Genomic DNA, 17,347 nt, shown 5'->3' with positions numbered 1-17,347 from the left:
TTCATATGATTAATTAGACCAAATTTCGCTTTACAATAGGATCCATTTTTGCCGTAAATTTACCGATAAGCATCGAAATAATGAAAGCAATCAGTCCCGGAATTAACCAACCCATACCTTGTTCAAATAGCGGCAAATGTGTCATCAGTATTTCTTTCACTGAACCGCTTAATAATTTCATATTATTCAATGTATCAAATAAGCTCATCAAAACAACCACTGCAATGGTAATACCATAAGTGACTCGTGGGGCCGCCATATATTGACGAGCAAATTGCAAGAATACGATAGTTACCGAGGACGGATAAATCATCAGTAGTGCAGGAATTGTCACACGTAGCAACGTATCAAGACCGAAAGTTGAAACGATGGTCGTTAATAAGGTGAAAAATACCACCCAGAACCGATAGCCTAAACGATGATGGAACGTTGCGAAATAATCAGCACATGCGCTGGTAACGCCTACTAAGGTGGTCATACTGGCTAGCAATACGATCCCACACATAATCCACGTACCAATCGAACCAAATAAAACATCCACATAGCGAGAAAAAATTTGTCCGCCATTCGTTGCTGTATTAGCAACTTGCTCGCTCGTCGCCCCTAAATAGAATAAGCAAATATACAGTGCAGCTAATAAACTGACAGAAATTAGGCCGGCTTTGATCGTAATGATGGCAACTTGGCGAGGTTCGGTAATTTGCTTAGAAGCTAATGCACGAGCAACAATCCCCCCGAATGCCATTGCAGATAACACATCCATGGTTTGATAGCCATCAATTACGCCCCCCAAGAAGGCAAACTCTGCATACTGATTTACAGGCTGATTGATAGACGATAGTGGATCTAGCACGACAGCGATACCGACAACCACTAACAGAATTAGCAGTGCGGGCGTCATAAATTTACCAATGGCACTGATCATCGTACCTTGCTTCAACATGAAGAACATAGAACCAAAATTGAAAATGAGTGCAAAAGTCAGATGCGAGAAAGTATTTTTCTCAACCAGACCTAATGGCAGAAAGCCCATTTCGAAAGCGGTATTTGTCACTCTTGGCATGGCAAAGGTTGAACCGACGATCAAATACAGAGCGACCCAAAAAATAACGGCAACCCATTTAGGTAAATCGACTGAGAGTTTTTCACCTCGACCTTTTACCGCGACGGTAACTAGCGTTAAAAAGGGCAATAATACGCCAGTAATCAGAAACCCTAGGGAGGTATTGAACCAGTCTGTTCCTGATTGATATCCGGCCATTGGAGGAAAAATGATGTTTCCTGCACCTAAAAATAAGGCAAAAACCATCATTCCAAGAATTAACATATCTTTTGTTGAAAACATTTTACTACCTGTTAGTGATGTTGATTTTTTATTGTGTTTGTTAGCATATGGTCACTTTTTTGAACGCTGCAGATAGTATCAAATTTGGTAAGGTAAGTAAGGGGAAGGATAAAAGAGTTGGTAAGCTAAGATAGAGGATGGACATGCCAAATGTGCAAACAATAGGCATATCCAATAGCGGCAAAATAAATTTATAGGAATTTGAACTTTAAAATCTAAAATATCTAGACAATAAATTTATTTATTGCGACGGCAACACCATCACAATCGTTGGTCGATGTCACAAATTTCACCATTTCACGGATATGTGGCTCCGCATTCCCCATTGCAACAGAAACACTGGCGTATTTTAGCATCGCAATGTCATTATTTTGGTCTCCGATGCTCATGACCTTATCGGGGGTTATAGCTAGCTTTTCACATAAAACCTGTAATGCGGAACCCTTACTGGCATCTTTGTTCGATATTTCTAAAAAGTAGGGGCTAGTACGAATTAGAGAATAATTTTCGAACGTATTTTCTGGAATATAGCTGATACCAATTTCTAATTTTTCAGGGTAATCAATGACCATGATTTTTGTGAAACTTAATGAGGTATCCATCTCATTGACTGGGCAGTAAACTAAAGGGGTATTCGTAAAATAGGCATCATGGATGGTATAGCGACTGATGTGTCGGTTAGCAGTAAACATTGTGTTATCTGCTAAGGCATGCATATGAACCCCAATATTATTAGCCAGCTCGGCGAAGTACTGATAATCCTCAAAATCTAACAAATCTTCATATACATGGCTTCCATCGTTAGCTTGATGAATAACGCTACCATTATTACTAATACAATAATTATTTGTAGTATCTAACCCAAGCTCTTGTAAATAAGGTTGAATGCCAGAATAGGGGCGACCCGAAGCCAATACAATGCGAATACCTTTTTGCTGGGCATGAGCGATGGCATTTTTAACGTTAGGGGATATTTGGTGTTGGGAATTGAGTAACGTACCATCTAAATCAATGGCGACTAGTTTAATAGACATCAACGCCTCCTAAATTAGAGTTTTATGTCAGTACCTTACTCTGATTATTAAGAATGTAAATTATCTAACTGACTGATGCGGGTATCAATCAAAAAAGATATAGATTATGAATGCCCATGTTTTATTGCATTAAAATGAACGAACTCATTGATAATGCACGTAAAACAAATTCACTCATAGTCTTCGGTTAAGTGTAGTGGTTGCTTTACATCCAGCTGGATCTGGTCATTTTGCCTGAAATCAAACGGAGTAATGCCATATTCTTTACGGAACATATACGTAAAATGCGATTGGGAGCCGAAGCCAAAATCAAGCGCAATATCAAAGATAGATTGATTACTATTTCTCAATAAATTCACAGCGCCCGCTAATCGACGTTGGCGTATATATTTACCTAAAGAAATCCCTGTGACTTCTTTAAAGATTTTTTGCATGTGCCAAAGGGAATAGCCTGAATAAGCAGCCAGCTCTTCCAAGTGGATGACTCGCCCCAGATGCTCTTCAATCCATTTACTTAAAGCAATTACAAGTGCTAAGTGGTTATCTTGTGCCATCTCTAATTCATTTTTATTTTACGGTAACTGAAGTATACACAACTTCATTTCACCATGACAAAGGTTGGTTGTGCGGTATACGAGATTTTTGTATAAAAAACACACACTCAGAGCCAGTTAGTTCACATAAGCTGTAAAAATAAACAATTATTTTATTGAAAAGGGCGAATTGCCTATTTTTGCTAAGTTAGTGATAAAAAAATTAATTAGCATTGAATCAGGTTAACGTTTTAGAGAATCCCTATTTCATGCGTAACATACTGCTAGCTATCACTATTATATTAAGCTGCGTTTTTTTATATCTTCTTGCCATGGATAGCCTGTGTGACCAAGGGGGAGATGACTTTATCTTAGGAATATGCCGCGTAACCAGCTTGTTACCATTTTGAATTTGCTTTTTGCAACGTCATGCTTGATATTAGTTCGTCGTTTTTTAAAAAAATGACAAGACAGGCAGACAGTCCGCTTTTCAGTAGTGTTAATTGAAAAATTCAAATAAACTTGAGTGATTATCACCACTGTGGACGAAGATAAAAAAGTAAGAGGACGAAAGGGTAAAGATATGGAGCAACAGACGCTCAAGCGCGGATTAAAAAATAGACACATTCAATTAATAGCTTTGGGAGGCGCTGTCGGGACTGGGCTGTTTTTAGGAATAGCCACAACGATACAGATGGCAGGGCCTTCAGTATTGCTCGGGTATGCTCTTTGTGGGTTTATCGCCTTCCTCATCATGCGCCAGCTTGGGGAAATGATTGTTCAAGAACCGGTCGCGGGTTCTTTTAGCCATTTTGCATTTAAATATTGGGGCGGTTTTGCTGGGTTCTTATCTGGCTGGAACTACTGGGTCATGTTTATTCTGGTTGGGATGACAGAATTGACAGCCGCAGGCAAATATATGCAACACTGGTGGCCTGAACTGCCTATATGGGTTTCTGCACTTGTTTTCTTTATTGCGGTCAATGCAATTAACTTAATCAATGTTCGCTCCTACGGTGAAACAGAATTCTGGTTTGCACTGATCAAAGTCATTGCCGTTGTTGCAATGATTATATTTGGTTGTTATTTACTGTTTAGTGGACATGGCGGCCCACAAGCTAAGGTCAGCAACCTATGGGAATATGGCGGGTTTTTCGCGAAAGATTTTAGCGGGTTGCTGATGGCACTGGCAATTATTATGTTCTCATTTGGCGGCTTGGAGCTGGTTGGGATTACGGCTGCTGAAGCAGAAGATCCAGATAAAAGTATTCCAAAAGCGATTAACCAAGTTGTATACCGTATTTTGATTTTCTATATCGGTTCTTTAGCGGTGCTGTTAGCCTTGTATCCATGGGTGCAGTTAGATGGCAAAACCAGCCCATTTGTATTAATTTTCCATGAGTTGGGTGATTTGTTCGTTGCTAACGCATTAAACGTTGTCATCCTAATTGCCGCGTTATCTGTGTATAACAGTGGCGCTTATTGTACGAGCCGTATGTTGTATGGTTTAGCTCAGCAAGGTAATGCACCCAAATTTATGGCGAAAGTCAATAAAGGTGGAGTACCTGTGATGGCGCTGATTATTTCAGGTATCGCGACGTCAGGGGGGATCTTAATCAATTTCATCATGGAAGGTCGTGCGTTTGAGTTATTAATGTCCCTTGTGGTGACAACGTTGGTTCTTAACTGGATTATGATTTGTATCTCGAACCTGAAGTTTAGAGCGGCAATGAATAAACAGGGCATAGAAACAAAATTCAAAAGTATTTGGTACCCATTTGGTAACTACCTCTGCTTGGCATTTCTTTTGCTGATCTTGGTTATCATTTTAATGATGGATGGATTACGTATTTCGGTACTTATTATGCCACTATGGATTTTAGTCCTATGGATTGGTTATCAGTTCTCTGGAACTAAAAAGCGTAATGTAGAAAATAAAATAGCGTAATATTTTCGAGTAGAAATACTAAAAAAGAAAGCCGGTGATTTTTTATCTACCGGCTTTTCTTTTGAGACTAGTTTTTAAGTGGTGATTACCACTGCCAACGTAGCCATGCAAACAAGACGTTACCATTGTTATAGGTTCCCGGAATATAGGTTGCTTGGACAGAAAGCTTATCATATTCAATAGAAACTAACGGTAATGGAACGGGAATAGGGATATAGCTATACTCTTCACGGGCTGTAATCCCCAAAGTGAAACCAGCTCCCATTCGGAAACCATCAATTTCACCAGGGATCCACATTTTTTGGAAACCGTAACCTACAATCGGTTCAACTTTATTGTGAGAATCCATAAAGGCCATCGCATATAACGCATGCCAATCATTGTCTTCATCGTAACGATACTTACCAATACCAAAACCCCAAGGTTCTTCATTATAAGTATCCGTTTTTTCTTTATCGTACATAAAGCGGTTATGCCACGTAAAGAAGGGAACATATAATTCATACTTATCAGAATCCCAAGTAGCGCTGACATTGTTGGTAAATTTATCCCATAAACCGACGGATTCTTCTTCAGCTAAGGCAGGTGATGACATGCAGATTGAGGCTGACATAATGATCGATGCGCCTACAACCAACTGTATGTTTTTATTTACTCTCATTGCGGATCCAGTTCTGGTTATCTTTTGATAATTTCAAATAATTGACATGATAATAATTAATGCATTATCGCTATTGGAATAGTTATAATTTTAATTATTTTAATAAAGATAAGCGGAATAGGATAGTAGTAATTAGTTAATTTAGGATAATGACTTAATCATTCAGTAATATAGTGTAAGTAATCAATATATTATCTTTATTGGGTTTTATCTATTTAACGATGATAAGTAAGGATAAAATGTATCTTTAATCGCCAAAAAAGCTGAAATCATTCTAAATTAGAATGAAAAATTAATATTCATCACATTAGAAAATATCTTCACTGGTAATTGATATCGCATATGAGACAATCAAAATAATATTATTGATTGATTATTTTAATGAATATTCAAGTTTGCCAAGATAGAGTCTAACCATAATATGTGCAAATTAGATTGATATTTAATCAGAAAGAGAGGTGATTAGTGAGAGTGAATGCATTAACGATTGCAGGAACTGACCCATCGGGTGGTGCCGGTATCCAAGCCGATCTTAAAGCGTTTTCAGCACTTGGAGCTTATGGCGCGAGTGTGATGACCGCATTGGTGGCTCAAAATACCCGTGGAGTGCAATCTGTTCATAACTTGCCGCCAGAATTCGTGGCTGCTCAACTTGAATCGGTATTGAGTGATGTACGTATTGATAGTGCCAAAATTGGCATGCTGTCGAACCAAGATAATGTCATCGTAGTTGCTGATGCACTAAAACAATATTCTATTCCCTATGTTGTGCTTGATACCGTGATGGTCGCTAAAAGTGGTGACCCATTACTACTACCTAATGCGGTAGACTCTCTAAGATGTGAATTACTACCGATAGTTTCTCTTATCACTCCCAACTTACCTGAAGCTGCAGTACTGCTTGATGAAGCAATGGCTAAAACCGAAGAGCAAATGATTGATCAAGGTCGGCGATTATTAGATTTAGGCTGCCAAGGCGTTCTGATGAAAGGAGGGCATTTAAGTGATGCTGAAAGTCCTGATTGGTTGATTACACCCCAAGGCGAATGGCGTTTTACATCTTTGCGTATTAATACCAAAAACACCCATGGCACGGGTTGTACACTTTCTGCTGCATTAGCCGCACTCAGACCTCGTTGCACGGATTGGCAACAAACGGTTATTGAAGCAAAAGCCTATTTACAGGGCGCATTAGAACAAGCGGATAGTTTAGAGGTAGGCTCAGGATTTGGCCCTGTCCATCATTTTCATCGTTGGTGGTAAGAATTTATCAGGGGACAGATAAAAGAAATGGCTAGCTCAAGGGAGATTGAGCCAGCCAAGGAGGTGGTTCCTAGTCTTAATTTATGACTTTCTAGTTCTTCGTTTTCGACAGTGACTATACGATATCGAATAACCAATTGATGTGATCTGTTGCATAAATTTGGATATTGACTGCATTTTTTCAAGCCATTGTCAAGAACGAGAACTATTCTCAGCTAGGGTTTCTTGTTGTTGTACCTGCTAGGTTGCGGATCAACAAGCCAAAGCTGATATCGATATCTTCAGGTACAGGTAAATAAACAATATGCCCATTACCTGGAGCCACATCAATGGCTTCGCCTTTGCGGTTCGCTAAGGACTCTAATGTGAAGACGATATTACCCGATGGCGTCATCAACTCTAAACTGTCACCAACACTGAATTTATTTTTCACATCGACTTCAGCCAAGCCATTCACACGTTTCCCCGTAAATTCGCCGACAAATTGTTGGGTATCCGAGACAGAATATCCATACTCATAGGTTTGATAAGCATCGTGGGTGTGGCGGCGTAAGAATCCTTCGGTATAACCACGGTGTGCTAATCCTTCAAGAGTGGATAGCAGAGTAGGGTCAAAAGGTTTACCTGCAACGGCATCGTCGATAGCACGGCGATAGACTTGAGCGGTGCGAGCACAATAATAGAATGATTTTGTACGTCCTTCGATTTTTAGAGAGTGAACACCCATTTTGGTCAAGGTTTCCACATGTTCAATGGCACGTAAATCCTTAGAGTTCATGATATAAGTGCCATGCTCATCTTCAAAGGCGGTCATATATTCGCCTGGACGTTTGGCTTCTTCAATCATGAAAACTTTATCGGTTGGTTCGCCTTCACCTAATGTTGGTGCAATATTTTTCACCGGAATTGGCTCGTGAACATGCACGATATTCCCGACCTCATCTTCTTTACCTTCTTCAACTTTATACTCCCAACGGCATGCATTCGTGCAAGTCCCTTGGTTTGGGTCGCGTTTATTAATGTAGCCAGAAAGTAAGCAACGGCCAGAATATGCCATGCATAATGCACCATGGACAAACACTTCAAGTTCCATATCAGGAACCTGTTGGCGGATCTCTGCAATCTCATCGAGCGAAAGCTCACGAGATAAAATCACGCGAGTTAATCCCATTTGTTTCCAGAACTTCACTGAAGCCCAGTTAACCGCATTCGCCTGTACTGATAAATGAATGTCCATCTCAGGAAAAGCTTCACGAACCATCATAATTAAACCGGGGTCCGACATGATCAGCGCATCAGGCCCCATTTCAATCACAGGGGTTAAGTCGCGAATAAAAGTTTTCAACTTGGCATTGTGTGGGGCAATATTCACCACAACATAGAATTTCTTGCCTAGTTCATGGGCTTCTTGGATCCCTTTAGCGAGATTCTCATGGTTGAATTCGTTATTACGCACGCGCAGGCTATAGCGGGGTTGACCGGCATATACAGCATCGGCACCATAAGCAAACGCATAACGCATGTTCTTCAAGGAACCTGCTGGGGATAATAATTCTGGTGTAAACATGTTAGTTCTCAGTCTGATGTCAGGTCAGCACTAAGCCGGATGGCTTAGCTTAAAAATTCGAGGGTGGGGATTTTAACGCTAAATGGCGGGAATGCCAAATTTCCCTTGTAAAAAACATGGTTATAATTTTGTTACGGCATTTAGACTAAATGTTTAACACTCATCCCAACGATAGCCTAAGCCATAGATTGAGCGGATAAACGTTTTTTCTGGGTCTAAAAATTCCAATTTTCGACGTAAATTTTTGACGTGACTATCGATGGTTCGGTCTGTCACGATGCGGTGATCGTCATAGAGGATATCAAGAAGCTGGTCTCGAGAAAAAACTGTGCCGGCATTATCAGATAGGAATTTCAATAGACGAAATTCGGCGGGTGTGAGTTCCAATAGTTTATCGCCATAACGAACTTGGAACGCATTTTCATCGATAACCAATTGTTTCTGTTGCTGCTCTAAACTATGGGTGTGGGTATTCTGACAACGACGTAAAATAGTTTTTACTCTAGCGACCACTTCACGAGGACTAAATGGCTTGCAGACATAATCATCGGCACCAATTTCTAACCCTAATAAACGGTCGATCTCTTCTGTTTTAGCGGTCACCATAATTACTGGAACATCGCTAAATTTACGCAGCTCACGGCAGACGGAAATTCCATCCATTCCTGGTAGCATCAAATCTAATAAAATCAGATCAGGAAAATGTTTTTGTACATAAGGGATAACCTCATCTCCGCGCATTAGCAATGCGGGGACATAACCCGCAGCTTGAAGATAATCAAACAGAAGTTGCCCTAATTTAGGCTCATCTTCGACAATAAGAATATGCGAACTGGTTGATTCTGCGGTTACCACTATGCATTCTCCTGATGAGATATCGGAAGTTGGATTGTAATTCGTACACCACCTAATGGGGAAGGGGCGGCGCTTATGTTTCCATTGTGCGCTTCTACAATATTATAGCAAATTGCTAATCCTAAACCGGAGCCCCCACTGGCACGGTTTCTTGAGACTTCAGCACGATAAAAACGTTCAAATAGGCGTTGGCAATGTTCTACATCTAACCCGGGAGCGCTGTCTTCCCATTGAATCAGTAATTGTTGCTGTTGTTCTGTTACTCTGACCACAATTTTACCGTTTGGGTCAGTATAGCGTAGGCTATTTTCCATCAGATTATAGAATAACTGCCCAATACGGTCAGGATCAGCAAACACGGAACTATGGGAGAGAAATTGAGTATCTAGGTGTAATTGTCGGTCTTCAAGACGACGCTTAGCTTGCCCAAGCGTCATCTCAATAATAGGGACAATATCTACCGATTGCATACGATAAACCAAAGAGCCACGATCAGATAAGGATAGCTGGTGAAGGTCGTTAACTAATTTAATCAGCGTATGGGTTTCATTAAGTAATGAATTGATGGTTTCAGGAGTAGCTTGGCGAACGCCATCCTGCACTGCTTCTAATTCGCCACGTAAGACGGATAATGGCGTGCGTAGTTCATGGGAAATGTCTGCCATATAATCACGGCGCATTTGTTCATTTTTTTCAAGGGTAGATGCGAGATGATTAAAATCCCTTGCGAGTTGCCCTAACTCGTCTTGACCGATTTCTGGTACGCGGGTTGCAAAATCTCCTTTGGCTAATTGGTTGGTACCTTCAAGTAACCGCTTGATAGGTTTTAAAAAGCCGCGAGCTAGCAGTAGTGTCACAATTAAGGCGACAAACAGAGATAACCCGGCAATCATCAAGCTGGTGATCATTTGCTGTTTATCAAACTGTTTATCCAGTTGGCTACTAATGCCATCGTCATAAGCAGCAATAACCCAGCCAACCGTTTCATTATTAGCCGTGACAACGGGCTCTTTAATAATGTTATTAGGTAATGGCACATCTCGACCAAAGATCAGTCTATCTTGAGCGTCATAGACCCAGAAAATTCCTCTTCCCCGATTATGCCCATGGGGTGGACGTTTTTGTTGCTGCATATCGACATTACGTAAGATGCGAAAAAATATTCTTTCGTTATCTAATAAGAATCGCCAATTACCAAATTCTTCATATTGCTCTGCAAGTGCAGTGGAGAGTAATTCAGCTCGTTGTTGGTCATTTTCTTTAATGTAATCGATAAAGCCATGCTGAAAACCCATACGCACACCTTGATGCATCATGATGACCAACAGCAAGCAGGTGGCAAAAATCGCTAGAAATAATCGAGTACTAAGACGCGTTAATTTAAGTTTCATGGCGATTATCCTGAGTCAGGGACGTCGATATTTTCTTACGAGAAAAGCGCTGTCTGAGGCTATCAAAACTGAGATACACCACTGGGGTGGTAAATAATGTGAGCAATTGGCTCATGACCAAACCACCAACGATGGCAATCCCCAAAGGCTGTCTAAGCTCAGCACCATCTCCACTGCCTAACATCAGGGGTAAGGCGCCAAAAATAGCAGCGAGCGTCGTCATTAAAATAGGTCGAAAACGTAGTAAACTAGCACGTAAAATAGCTTCCCGAGCAGAGATCTGACCGCTACGTTGAGCCTGCAAGGCAAAATCCACCATAATAATGGCATTTTTCATTACGATCCCGATTAATAGCATGATACCAATGAGTGCAATCAAGCTAAATGGGGTATTGAAAAGCTCTAAAGCAAGTAACGCCCCAACGCCAGCAGAAGGCAGTGTAGACAAAATGGTCAGTGGATGAATATAACTTTCATACAATATCCCCAGAACCAAATAGACCGTCACAATCGCGGCTAAAATTAAAAATAGCTGAGATTTTAGAGTATCTTGGAAGACTTGTGCCGTACCAGCAAAGGTACCACGTACGGTAGAAGGAACGCCGAGAGCCGTCATGGTTTTCTCAATTTCGACCATTGCATCATTAAGGGTATATCCCTCTGTAACGTTAAACGAAATGGTTGATGATGCGGATAAACCTTGATGGTTAACACTCAGCGGTGCATTCGACGGTTGCCAACGAGCAAAATAAGAGAGTGGAATCGCGTCGCCTTGCTTGTTGACTACAAACATCTTATCCAATGCGCTGACATCTTGCGTATATTCTGGCGCCACTTCCATTACGACTTTGTACTGATTCATTGCTTCATAGATAGTGGAAATTTGGCGTTGCCCAAAGGCATTATTAAGCAGGTTATTGGCATCTCGAACATCAATACCCAGCTGAGCCATCAAATCACGGTCATAGGTCAGGGCCATTTCAGCCCCTTTATCTTCTTTATCCGAGTTCACATCGGTGATTTGAGTTAATTCACCAAGCGCACGGCGAATAGCCGGTTCCCAAGCCCGTAAAGCATCAAGTTCATCAGCGAGCAGCGTGAATTGATAGCTGGCTTCAGATTGGCGTCCACCCACTCGAATATCTTGCACCGGCATCATAAATAAGTTGGCACCGGGTTCTTTGGCGAGTTTTATCCGTAGACGGTTAATAACACTATTAGCACTTTCTTGACGCTCATCGAGGGGTTTTAATGAAATAAACATTGAGCCACTATTGACGCGGCTTCCACCTGTAAACCCAGTGACACTCTCTACGGCAGGATCCGCTTTTACTTCCTGCATAAAGCGGGTCATTTTTTGCTTCATGGACTGGAATGAAATGCTTTGGTCTGCACGTACAAATCCTAATAAACGCCCCGTGTCTTGTTCAGGGAAGAAGGCTTTTGGGATAGAAATATACAGGTAAACATTCAGCCCAATAGCGGCGAACAATACAGCAAGTACACTACGGCGATGGGAAAGCACCCAATTTAACGTGACGCCGTAACTTTCCTGTAGGCGAATTAAAAGTCGACCGAAACCACGATGTTTCGCATGAATATCGGTGGCGCGTTTTTTCAAAAGGTGGGCACACATCATGGGTGTTAAGGTCAGAGAAATTATTAAGGAAATACCAATAGCAGTGGCTAAGGTAATCGCAAATTCTCGGAATAAACGGCCCACTAGTCCGTCCATTAACAGCAGCGGAATGAATACTGCCACGAGAGAGATACTCATGGAAACAACGGTGAAACCGACTTCAGAGACTCCTTTGACGGCAGCAATAAAGGGTTTTTTACCATTTTCAATATGGCGCGAAATATTTTCGAGCACCACGATAGCATCATCTACTACAAAACCGGTGGCAACGGTAAGCGCCATCAATGATAAGTTATTGAGGCTAAATCCACACAAATACATGGCGGTAAAAGTACCGATTAGCGATACCGGAACCGCAATGGCTGGAATTAGAGTGGCTCGTCCTGAACGTAAAAAGAGTAAAACCACCAAAATGACTAAAGCAACGGCGATCAATAGCGCACGTTCCACTTCCACTAAGGAGGCTTTGATAGTGGGAGTTCTATCCTGAGCAACTTGTAAATCAATTGCAGCGGGAATTAACTCTGTCAGTTCAGGAAGCTCTTCTCGAATACGTTTTACCGTTTCGATGATATTTGCTCCAGCCTCGCGACGAATAATGATCAAAATAGCGGGTTCACCGCTCGACATGCCCGCAGCACGAACATCCTGTACTGAATCTTTAACGACGGCGACATCGCTGAGTTTCACTGCGTTCCCATTATTATAGTGAACAATAATTGGGCGATAATCAGCGGCTTTTTTTAGCTCGTCATTGGTTTTTACCTGATAACGATTTTCATCGTCATTAATATAGCCTTGGGGTTGACGAACGTTGGCGCTACTAATGGCTGAGCGCACAGTGTCAAGGGACACCCCTTGATTAAATAGGGCGGTTGGGTTGAGTTCTACCCGTACAGCGGGCAGTGAGCCACCGCCTACAGAAACCTCACTAACCCCTTCAATTTGAGCAATACGCTGAGCTAAACGGGTCGAGGCGATGTCATAAATTTCTCCGGTATTCATGGTTTTTGAGGTTAATGTCAAAATCATGATCGGGGCATCGGATGGGTTCGATTTGTAGTAACGAGGTCGGCTTGGCATACCGCTGGGTAACAAGTTTTGTGCTGCATTGAGCGCAGCTTGAACTTCTCGTGCAGCATTATTGATATCTTTACTGAGGTCAAATTCAAGCGTGATTGTTGTACGCCCCAACGAGCTGCTGGAGGTCATTTCATTTAATCCAGCAATACTGCCAAGTGAGCGCTCCAGTGGCGTGGCAATAGAAGATGCCATCGTTTCCGGCGATGCACCAGGAAGTGACGCTGTCACTCTTATCACAGGGTAATCAACCTGTGGCAATGGGGCCACAGGGAGGTACAAAAAGCTTAATGCACCGCACAGCGTGATCGCCACACTAATAAGTGTGGTTGCCACGGGTCGACTGATAAATAAAGCAAACAGGCGTTTCATTACGACTCCTGAATCTTATCAGCTCGATGATGGCGGCTTATACGACGGGATAAGCGGTCGAACATCAGATAGATAACGGGAGTCGTAAACAGTGTGAGGATCTGACTCATAATCAAGCCACCCACCATACAAACACCTAATGGTTGGCGTAATTCAGCACCAACACCCGTACTGAGCATTAATGGGAGTGCGCCCAATAATGCCGCCATAGTTGTCATTAAAATAGGACGGAAACGTAATAAGCATGCTTGATAGATAGCGTCATACGGAGACATACCTTGCTCACGCTCTGCGGCGAGTGCGAAATCGATCATCATGATAGCGTTCTTTTTCACGATACCAATCAATAAGATAATCCCAATAATCGCAATCACATCCAGTTCATTACCTGCCATAATTAAGGCGAGTAGCGCACCGACACCCGCAGTAGGGAGTGTTGAGAGAATGGTAATAGGATGAATAAAGCTTTCGTACAAAATGCCTAATACAATATACATGGCAACAATCGCAGCAAAAATCAGCCAGACCGTACTACTCAGCGCAGACTCAAAAGCCAGTGTTGATCCTTGGAATTGGGTCGTTATGGATTTCGGCATGGTAATTTGTTTCTCAGCCTGTTTAACAGCATTGACAGCCGCCTCAAGGGAAGAGTTGTCCGCGACATCGAAAGAGAAAGTGACCGCTGGGAACTGATCTAAATGATTAATAGACAGAGGCCCGTAACCCTCTTGGATGTTCACTAGAGTACTAAGTGGCACAATCGCCCCATCAGTGCCTTGTAAGCGAATATCGTTCAGCGCCTCGATACCTTCTCGGGTCTGAGTATCGTGCTCTAAAATCACGCGATATTGGTTGGCTTGGGTATAAATTGTAGAGACCATTCGTTGCCCAAAAGCATTGTATAAGGCGTTATTGATGCTCGACATGGTAATACCAAAGCGGCTCGCGGTGTCTCTATCGACATTCACATAAGCCACCAGCCCTTTGTCTTGCCAGTCACTACTGACATCGGTGAGTTCCGGTTGTTGTTGTAACGCAGTCAGTAATTTGGGTACCCAAATACTTAATTCATCGAGCGTAGTTGCCTGCAAAGTGAATTGATATGGCGTTCGTGAAACCTGAGTATCAATAGTTAAATCTTGGGAAGCTTGCAAATAGAGATTTACGCCTGCAACGCTATCCGCAGCTTGTTGTAAGCGAGGAATAATTGTTGGAACTCGGTCGTCACGCTCATCAAGAGGTTTTAGCGTAATCTGGATACGCGCATTATTCAGTGTTGCATTACTGCCATCGATACCGACATACGTGGTGACGTTTTCTACCGCAGGATCTGCCAAAATAATTCCCGCCACTTGCTGCTGTTTTTGTGACATTGCTGCGAACGAGATAGATTGACGGCTTTCGATAGTACCTTGAATAATGCCACTGTCTTGCAGAGGGAAAAAGCCTTTAGGTATCCACATATACAGTAAAACGGTCAATACCAAAGTACCCAATGCGACACATAACGTGAGCCATTGATGATTCAGAATACGTTTTAACCAGATGGCATAACCGGCAATCATCCATTCAAAGAAGCGTTCACAGGCAATTTCAAAGCGGTTATGTTTATGCTGAGATTCTGGCTTTAATAAACGAGCGCACATCATTGGCGTGAGAGTCAACGAAACCACGGCAGAAATTAAAATAGCCACCGCTAAAGTGATAGCAAATTCCCTAAATAGTCGCCCGACAATATCCCCCATAAATAGTAATGGAATTAGTACGGCAACGAGGGAGAAGGTTAGGGAGATAATCGTAAAGCCAATTTCGCCAGCGCCTTTGAGCGCAGCGACCATAGGCTTATCACCTTGTTCGAGATAACGGGAAATATTTTCAATCACTACAATAGCATCATCCACCACAAATCCGGTGGCAATAGTGAGTGCCATTAACGTCAGGTTATTGACCGAAAACCCACAAAAATACATAACAGCAAATGTACCGACTAAAGATAGCGGTACGGCAATGCCGGGAATTAATGTAGCAATGCCGTTGCGAAGGAATAGGTAAATCACCATTACCACAAGAGCGATGGCTAGCACTAATTCAAATTGCACATCATTGACAGAAGCTCGAATAGTGCTCGTTCTGTCGGTCAAAATTTCAACATCGACTGAAGCAGGTAAGCTTTCAATTAATTCAGGAAGTAAGGCACGAATAGTATCGGTGGTGTCGATAACATTGGCACCCGGTTGACGTTGCACATTAATGACAATGGCCTGCTGGCTATTTGCCCATGCGCCTAAATAGGCATTTTCAGCACCTTGCTCAATGTTGGCAATATCCCCTAGGCGAACAGGAGCTCCGTCTTTGAAAGCCACAATCAGTTTCCGGTAATCTTCGAGAGATTTCATTTGATCGTTGGCTGAGAGCGTAACCGAGCGGGTTGGCCCATCAAAGCTACCTTTTGCGGAATTTACGTTCGCATTATTAATGGCACTACGAATTGTTTCGCTATCTAACCCTTTAGCGGCCATCGCTTGTGGATTGAGGTTTACACGCACAGCAGGCCGTTGACCGCCCGCAAGAGTGACTAACCCAACGCCATTCACTTGGGAAATTTTTTGGGCAACCCGAGTTTCAATAATATCTTGTACTTGGGTTAACGGCATCGCATTCGATGTGACCGCTAAAGTGAGAACCGGCGGATCTGCGGGATTGACCTTATTATAAATAGGGGGATAAGGTAAATCAGAAGGCAGTAAGCTGGTGGCTGAGTTGATTGCTGCCTGCACCTCTTGTTCTGCAACATCCAATGGCAATGTGAGCTGGAACATTAACGTGATCACGGATGCACCGCCAGAACTGCGCGATGACATCTGTTTTAACCCAGACATTTGACCAAATTGGGTTTCTAATGGCGCCGTGATAGCCGAGGTCATCACATCAGGACTTGCTCCCGGGTACAAAGTGACGACCTGAATGGTTGGGTAATCAACTTCAGGTAAGGCGGAAACAGGTAAAAAACGGTAGCCGATGATCCCTGCCAATAAAATGGCGACCATAAATAGCGTGGTTGCGACGGGACGTAAAATAAACAGACGGGAAGGACCTCCGCCTTTGAATTTTTCCGACTGCATTACGCTTTCTCCGCGCTATTACGCGTTTTTTTGCTGTCAGATGGTGCATTTTTAGTCGTTGGAGAGTTAGAAACTACTTCAACTTGGGCTCCATCGATCAGTTTATCCACACCATCGGTGATCACTTTAGTGTCTGCATTTAGACCACTTTCGATAACAACCTGCTGACTATCTTGTATTCCGACGGTAACGAGATGCTTAGAAACACGATTATCGTCACTGAGAACCCAGACATAATGTCCTTCATTACCCATTTGTAGAGCTGCCGTTGGGATCACTACTGCATCTTGCAGGGTTTCCACTTGCATCTTCACATTCACAAATTGGTTTGGAAATAGTTTTTGGTCTTCGTTAGTAAAACGCGCTTTAATTTTTAACGTGCCTGTTGCTGGGTCAATTTGGTTATCGGTACTGAGTAATTTTCCTTGGGCAATCATGGCGATATTATTGCGATCCCAAGCTTCTATGAGTACGTTATTACCGGACGCTTGAGCCTGTTGAATTGCTGGAATATCTCCTTCAGGTAATGCGAATAAG

13 protein-coding genes are annotated in these 17,347 nt (G+C 42.4%); 3 read left to right on the top strand and 10 right to left on the bottom strand.

Going from position 1 to position 17,347, the window contains the following annotated elements:
- Window positions 1–13 precede the first annotated feature (13 nt).
- The 3 genes from brnQ to PROVRUST_RS13255 all read right to left on the bottom strand — a co-directional run bounded on the left by brnQ (window position 14) and on the right by PROVRUST_RS13255 (window position 2,933).
- Window positions 14–1,345 (bottom strand): branched-chain amino acid transport system II carrier protein, encoded by a 1,332-nt coding sequence (brnQ, locus tag PROVRUST_RS13265; protein ID WP_006815367.1) that lies wholly within the window; start codon window positions 1,343–1,345, stop codon window positions 14–16.
- A 224-nt stretch (window positions 1,346–1,569) separates the two neighbouring features.
- The gene (yidA, locus tag PROVRUST_RS13260) at window positions 1,570–2,379 is read right to left on the bottom strand and encodes a sugar-phosphatase (protein ID WP_006815366.1); all 810 of its coding nucleotides are present in this window, start codon (window positions 2,377–2,379) and stop codon (window positions 1,570–1,572) included.
- 170 nt (window positions 2,380–2,549) lie between these two features.
- Window positions 2,550–2,933 (bottom strand): helix-turn-helix domain-containing protein, encoded by a 384-nt coding sequence (locus tag PROVRUST_RS13255; RefSeq protein WP_006815365.1) that lies wholly within the window; start codon window positions 2,931–2,933, stop codon window positions 2,550–2,552.
- Window positions 2,934–3,181: 248 nt separating this feature from the next.
- Here PROVRUST_RS13255 and mgrB point away from each other — a divergent pair, with 248 nt between their 5' ends.
- Both mgrB and PROVRUST_RS13250 read left to right on the top strand, forming a co-directional pair.
- A complete protein-coding gene (gene mgrB / locus PROVRUST_RS19355) occupies window positions 3,182–3,322 on the top strand; it encodes a PhoP/PhoQ regulatory lipoprotein MgrB (protein WP_071599555.1) in 141 nt (46 codons plus the stop codon).
- A gap of 173 nt (window positions 3,323–3,495) precedes the next feature.
- Window positions 3,496–4,860, top strand: coding sequence for an amino acid permease (locus PROVRUST_RS13250; RefSeq protein WP_039855259.1), 1,365 nt, complete (start codon window positions 3,496–3,498; stop codon window positions 4,858–4,860).
- 85 nt (window positions 4,861–4,945) lie between these two features.
- Here the strand turns inward: PROVRUST_RS13250 and pagP are convergent, their stop codons facing one another.
- On the bottom strand, window positions 4,946–5,521 hold the full coding sequence (pagP, locus tag PROVRUST_RS13245) for a lipid IV(A) palmitoyltransferase PagP (protein ID WP_006815363.1): 576 nt from the start codon (window positions 5,519–5,521) through the stop codon (window positions 4,946–4,948).
- A 465-nt stretch (window positions 5,522–5,986) separates the two neighbouring features.
- Between pagP and thiD the strand changes: the two genes are divergently transcribed.
- Window positions 5,987–6,784 (top strand): bifunctional hydroxymethylpyrimidine kinase/phosphomethylpyrimidine kinase, encoded by a 798-nt coding sequence (gene thiD, locus PROVRUST_RS13240; RefSeq protein ID WP_039855256.1) that lies wholly within the window; start codon window positions 5,987–5,989, stop codon window positions 6,782–6,784.
- 211 nt (window positions 6,785–6,995) lie between these two features.
- Here thiD and trhP read toward each other — a convergent pair whose 3' ends face one another.
- From trhP to PROVRUST_RS13210, 6 genes are all read right to left on the bottom strand, one after another.
- Window positions 6,996–8,351 (bottom strand): prephenate-dependent tRNA uridine(34) hydroxylase TrhP, encoded by a 1,356-nt coding sequence (gene trhP, locus PROVRUST_RS13235; protein ID WP_006815361.1) that lies wholly within the window; start codon window positions 8,349–8,351, stop codon window positions 6,996–6,998.
- 153 nt (window positions 8,352–8,504) lie between these two features.
- Complete coding sequence (gene baeR, locus PROVRUST_RS13230) at window positions 8,505–9,206, bottom strand: envelope stress response regulator BaeR (protein ID WP_006815360.1); 702 nt, start codon at window positions 9,204–9,206, stop codon at window positions 8,505–8,507.
- A complete protein-coding gene (gene baeS, locus PROVRUST_RS13225; protein WP_006815359.1) occupies window positions 9,206–10,597 on the bottom strand; it encodes an envelope stress sensor histidine kinase BaeS in 1,392 nt (463 codons plus the stop codon). Before baeS ends, baeR begins: the two co-directional genes overlap by 1 nt.
- On the bottom strand, window positions 10,587–13,688 hold the full coding sequence (mdtC, locus tag PROVRUST_RS13220) for a multidrug efflux RND transporter permease subunit MdtC (protein WP_006815358.1): 3,102 nt from the start codon (window positions 13,686–13,688) through the stop codon (window positions 10,587–10,589). The genes baeS and mdtC overlap by 11 nt, the downstream gene beginning before the upstream one ends.
- Complete coding sequence (locus tag PROVRUST_RS13215) at window positions 13,688–16,810, bottom strand: MdtB/MuxB family multidrug efflux RND transporter permease subunit (RefSeq protein WP_006815357.1); 3,123 nt, start codon at window positions 16,808–16,810, stop codon at window positions 13,688–13,690. The genes mdtC and PROVRUST_RS13215 overlap by 1 nt, the downstream gene beginning before the upstream one ends.
- The coding region (locus PROVRUST_RS13210) for an efflux RND transporter periplasmic adaptor subunit (RefSeq protein ID WP_006815356.1) at window positions 16,810–17,347 on the bottom strand (538 nt) is incomplete at its 5' end. The genes PROVRUST_RS13210 and PROVRUST_RS13215, both read right to left, overlap by 1 nt.

The sequence above is a fragment of the Providencia rustigianii DSM 4541 genome (assembly GCF_000156395.1).
GTDB classification, from domain to species: Bacteria; Pseudomonadota; Gammaproteobacteria; order Enterobacterales; family Enterobacteriaceae; genus Providencia; species Providencia rustigianii.
Note: the sequence above shows the minus strand (reverse complement) of the source record. Positions and strands in the feature narration are given on the sequence as shown.

What these genes read in the sequence shown, in the direction of transcription:
- yidA (WP_006815366.1), bottom strand. Translation starts at nt 2,379, where the DNA reads ATGTCTATTAAACTAGTCGCCATTGATTTAGATGGTACGTTACTCAAT.
- trhP (WP_006815361.1), bottom strand. Translation starts at nt 8,351, where the DNA reads ATGTTTACACCAGAATTATTATCCCCAGCAGGTTCCTTGAAGAACATG.
- brnQ (WP_006815367.1), bottom strand. Translation starts at nt 1,345, where the DNA reads ATGTTTTCAACAAAAGATATGTTAATTCTTGGAATGATGGTTTTTGCC.
- mgrB (WP_071599555.1), top strand. Translation starts at nt 3,182, where the DNA reads ATGCGTAACATACTGCTAGCTATCACTATTATATTAAGCTGCGTTTTT.
- PROVRUST_RS13215 (WP_006815357.1), bottom strand. Translation starts at nt 16,810, where the DNA reads ATGCAGTCGGAAAAATTCAAAGGCGGAGGTCCTTCCCGTCTGTTTATT.
- baeS (WP_006815359.1), bottom strand. Translation starts at nt 10,597, where the DNA reads ATGAAACTTAAATTAACGCGTCTTAGTACTCGATTATTTCTAGCGATT.
- mdtC (WP_006815358.1), bottom strand. Translation starts at nt 13,688, where the DNA reads ATGAAACGCCTGTTTGCTTTATTTATCAGTCGACCCGTGGCAACCACA.
- PROVRUST_RS13255 (WP_006815365.1), bottom strand. Translation starts at nt 2,933, where the DNA reads ATGGCACAAGATAACCACTTAGCACTTGTAATTGCTTTAAGTAAATGG.
- PROVRUST_RS13250 (WP_039855259.1), top strand. Translation starts at nt 3,496, where the DNA reads ATGGAGCAACAGACGCTCAAGCGCGGATTAAAAAATAGACACATTCAA.
- pagP (WP_006815363.1), bottom strand. Translation starts at nt 5,521, where the DNA reads ATGAGAGTAAATAAAAACATACAGTTGGTTGTAGGCGCATCGATCATT.